Annotated in this window: 5 protein-coding genes; 3 read left to right on the top strand and 2 right to left on the bottom strand. The window is 69.5% G+C overall.

Features of this window, described 5'->3' with window-relative positions:
* On the bottom strand, window positions 1-727 hold a 727-nt coding region (locus AC08ON_RS14885; RefSeq protein ID WP_476617175.1), incomplete at its 3' end, for a glycoside hydrolase family 15 protein.
* A gap of 329 nt (window positions 728-1056) precedes the next feature.
* On the opposite strand from AC08ON_RS14885, the gene AC08ON_RS14880 reads away from it, so the two are divergent.
* The gene (locus AC08ON_RS14880) at window positions 1057-1455 is read left to right on the top strand and encodes a hypothetical protein (RefSeq protein ID WP_476608005.1); all 399 of its coding nucleotides are present in this window, start codon (window positions 1057-1059) and stop codon (window positions 1453-1455) included.
* A gap of 11 nt (window positions 1456-1466) precedes the next feature.
* Here the strand turns inward: AC08ON_RS14880 and AC08ON_RS14875 are convergent, their stop codons facing one another.
* Window positions 1467-1934, bottom strand: a complete 468-nt coding sequence (locus tag AC08ON_RS14875) for a PGPGW domain-containing protein (RefSeq protein ID WP_476608006.1) — start codon at window positions 1932-1934, stop codon at window positions 1467-1469.
* 342 nt (window positions 1935-2276) lie between these two features.
* Between AC08ON_RS14875 and AC08ON_RS14870 the strand changes: the two genes are divergently transcribed.
* Both AC08ON_RS14870 and AC08ON_RS14865 read left to right on the top strand, forming a co-directional pair.
* Complete coding sequence (locus AC08ON_RS14870; RefSeq protein ID WP_476608007.1) at window positions 2277-2759, top strand: cation:proton antiporter regulatory subunit; 483 nt, start codon at window positions 2277-2279, stop codon at window positions 2757-2759.
* 28 nt (window positions 2760-2787) lie between these two features.
* A complete protein-coding gene (locus AC08ON_RS14865) occupies window positions 2788-3975 on the top strand; it encodes a cation:proton antiporter (protein ID WP_476617174.1) in 1188 nt (395 codons plus the stop codon).
* Window positions 3976-3990: the final 15 nt, after the last annotated feature.

Here is a 3990-nt window from a genome sequence, read left to right as displayed (position 1 = left end):
CGGCGGCGACGATCCCTCCGGTCGGGGCGTAGGTGAGCGCCTTGAGGGTGATCAGCGACCGGCGGACGGCCGGCTGCCACTGGCCGTCGTAGGTGCAGCCCGCCATCCAGTCCGACCACCACGCCTCGGTGAGGGTGATCATGCGCCGGACGTCGTGGGACGGCGGGGGAGTCTGATGGGAGGGGGTCCAGGTCAATGAGAACGGTACCGACTGGCCGGCGGCGACGTGGAAGTCGGCGTAGGTGGCCATGTCGTGCCCCTCCATCGGGGCGGTCGTCCGCAGGGTGACCGCATCCGGCCCGGCCACCGCCGACATGGTGTGCTCGTCCACCCGGCGGACCCACGGCACGATGGAGCCGTAGTCGAAGCGAAACCGGGTCTCCGATCGCAGGTGGACCGCGCCTTCGAGGCATTCGACCAGGCGGAGCACGGTGTGCGTGCCTGCGCGGGGAAACATCGCGTCGACGATGCGCACGGTGCCGGACGCGGTCGTCATGTCCGTCTCCAGGACCAGCGTGTCGCCCCGGTAGCGCCGGCTGACGCCCAGGACCGGCTCGACGGGAGCGATCTTCCAGTGGCCCGCCTCGGAGTCGCCGAGCAGGGCGGCGAAGCACGACGGCGAGTCGAATCGGGGCAGGCACAGCCAGTCGATCGACCCGGTGCGCGACACGAGCGCCGCGGAGTGGGTGTCGCCGATCAGCGCGTAGTCCTCGATCAGGGATGGCACGACCTGTTCCTCGCTCCCATGGTCCACTGGTTGTGATCATCGCTGGATCGATGATCGTCGAATAATTGATGATCATCGAGGTCGATGTCATCGGGGTCGCCCGCCGTTGGGCGCGATCGCGGGCACAGCGCCGCCGGTCGACGGTGAACCGGTACGAGCACGCCGCGCAGCGGCGGGCCGGCGGTCACCCGTGGCGGAGGTCGCTAAGCCTCATGAGGGCGTTTACCTTACGGACCCGCTCGGCGGACTACGTTGGGGGTCCGGTCATGGCGGTGCTCCAGCCGTCGTCCGGACCAGATTTCCTTCCCCGATGTGACAGGACTCACCACGTGGCCCCACCGTCGTCACCTGCTGTCGCCCGTGCCGCTCGCTACCTGGCCGACCCTCGGCGCCGGACGATGGTCGTCGTGGCGGTACTCGCCACCATCGGCCTGATCGTTTTCGGGATCTACGCGACGTTGGACGGGCCGCCGCCGCAACAGGAGGCCGTCGTGTACTTCGCCCCGGGAGCCACCGAGGCGCAGAAGGACGCGGTGCGCGCCGCGTGCCCCTCGGTGGGCAGGGCCATCCAGCTGCCGAAGGACCGCAACCAGCTGGCCACCAGCCGGATCTATCCGCTGCGGTACGACGTCGCGAAGGCGTCGAGCGCCGACCGCGCGGCCCTGTACAAGTGTGTGTACGCCCAGCCGCACGTACTCGGAATCAATCAGGTCACCCAGGGCCAGTAGATTTTCGCCCATCAGGATCGACTCTTCTCCAGCTCCCGCCGGGCGAGGAGTTCGGCGGGCGTGGGCCGGCCGGCATCGCGGGCCTCCTTCGCCTGCCAGAGACTCACGATCATGGTGGTCAGGATGACGAGCCCACTGAGGATCAGGCTTCCGCCGGACCACCCGGAGGACGCGGGAAGGGTGTCGACCACGATCCACGCGATTCCCGCAGCGATCATCCCCAGCGCGAACAGAATCGTGAACGCCGACGAGAACCGGTTCGCGGCCGCCTGATCGGCGAGGTCGGCGGCCTTGCGTCGGGCCTGCTCGAAACGGCTGCGCGCCCACTCGTACTCCAGACTCAGGATGAAGAACCCGAGCGCCACGACGAGGAATCCCGGACCCGGCAGCGCCAACATCGCGATCCCGAGGCCGAGGACGCCGAGACCCAGTACGGTCAGGGCGATCCGGCGGAACAGGCGGGCGCTTCGGGTCAGCACGTCGGGTAACCCTCCTGAGTGGATCGTGGGCGGGGCGAGGAGAGGGTGCTCTACTGCGACGCTGCTCTACTGCGGCATTGTCCTACTGCGACGTTCTTCCGTCATAACGCGTCACGCAAGAACATCGTGGCGGGGATCTCCTCGACCTCCTCGACCGATACGTGTCGTGATGCCGACACGCCGACGGAGCGCGCGGATCCGCGGATCCCCGCGCTCCGTGGGGTAGGGGCCGGGCGGGCACACCGTCCAGGCGCGGTCGCGGATGGTTGACTACTGTGTGATGGGGCTGGTCATCTGGGCCTTCCTGGGAAGGCAGGCCATCGGAGCGCCGGAGAGGTTGCTGTGGAGATCGAGGAGACCGCGCTGCCTGGCATCGGGCTGCGGCATGACTTCGCGACGCGCAGCGGCCGCCGGCTCGGAGTCGTGTCCCATCATCACGGGCGCCGGGACCTCGTGATCTATGACGCGGACGACCCGGACGCCTCGCGTGAGTCCATCGCGCTGACGCCGGAGGAGGGCGACGTGCTCTCCGAGCTGCTCGGTGCCCCGCGCATCGTCGAGAAGCTCGCCGACCTCAACCGTGTCTTCGCCGGGCTCGTCGGTGAGCAGATCGTGATCCTGCCCGGCTCGCCCTACGTGGGCCGCGAGCTCGGGGACACCCAGGCCCGTACCCGCACCGGCGCCTCCATCGTCGCGGTCGTCCGCGACCAGCAGGTGCTCGCATCCCCGCGGCCGGACTTCCGATTCGAGGCCGGAGACGTCGTCGTTGTCGTCGGTACGCCGGAGAACACCGCATCCGTCGGTATGTTGCTCCGCAACGGCTGACGCGGGCAGGGAGGGCAGTCGGGACCGCGTGCACTCCACCGCGACGACCTTCCTCGAGCTCGGCGGGATTCTGTTTTGCCTAGGAGTCCTCGGGCACCTCGCGCTGCGCATCAGTGTCTCACCGATTCCCCTGTACCTGGTGGGTGGGCTGGCGTTCGGCCGGGGTGGCCTGCTGCCGCTCGGTGCCAGCGAGGAGTTCATCGGGGTCGGCGCGGAGATCGGGGTCGTCCTCCTGCTGCTTACCCTCGGTCTGGAGTACACCGCCGACGAGCTGCTGTCCGGGCTGCGCAGACAGGCGCCGGCCGGGGTGCTCGACCTGGCGCTCAACGCCACCCCCGGGGTCGTCGCCGCGTTCCTCCTCGGCTGGGGCCCGACGGCGGCGGTCGTTCTGGGTGGGGTGACGGCCATCTCCTCCTCGGGGATCATCGCGAAGGTGCTGGGGGACCTCGGGCGGCTCGGTAACCGGGAGACGCCAGTTGTTCTGTCCGTCCTCGTGCTCGAGGACCTCGCCATGGCGGTGTACCTGCCGGTTCTCACCGCGTTGCTGGCCCATCACACGTTCGTGCGCGGATCGCTGACCGTGGCGATCGCGCTCGGAGTCCTGGTGGCGGTGCTCTACATCGCGCTGCGGCACAGCGAGAAGGTCACCCGGCTGGTCTTCAACCCGAAGGCCCACCGCAACGACGAGATCCTGCTGCTCCGGGCCCTGGGGCTGGCCCTGTTCGTCGCCGGGGTCGCCCAGCGTATGCAGGTGTCGGCCGCGGTGGGTGCGTTCCTCGTCGGCATCGCCCTGTCCGGACCAGTCGCCGAGGGTGCAGAGGAGGTCCTGCGGCCGCTGCGCGATCTGTTCGCGGCGGTCTTCTTCGTCTTCTTCGGCATGCAGACCGATCCCGCTGAGATCCCTCCGGCGCTGCTCACCGGGTCCCTGCTCGCGATCGCCGGAGCCGCGACAAAGGTCATGACGGGATGGTGGGCCGCCCGCTCGGCGGGAATCGGGACCATGGGCCGGTTCCGGGCCGGGGCCGCCCTCGTCGCACGCGGCGAGTTCTCGATCGTCATCGCGGGCCTCGCGGTGGCGGCCGGCCTCGAACCCCGGCTGGGCCCGCTTGCCGCCTGTTACGTGCTGCTGATGGCCGTCCTCGGCCCGCTGGCGGCCCGGTTCGTCGAACCGGTGATCCGCACGGCTCGGCGGCTGCAGGCCGCCCGGTCGCCCTAGCGGGAGTTTCCTAGA

The organism is Frankia sp. CoWAU3, assembly GCF_977971855.1.
This window is presented reverse-complemented; position numbering and strand designations above follow the sequence as displayed.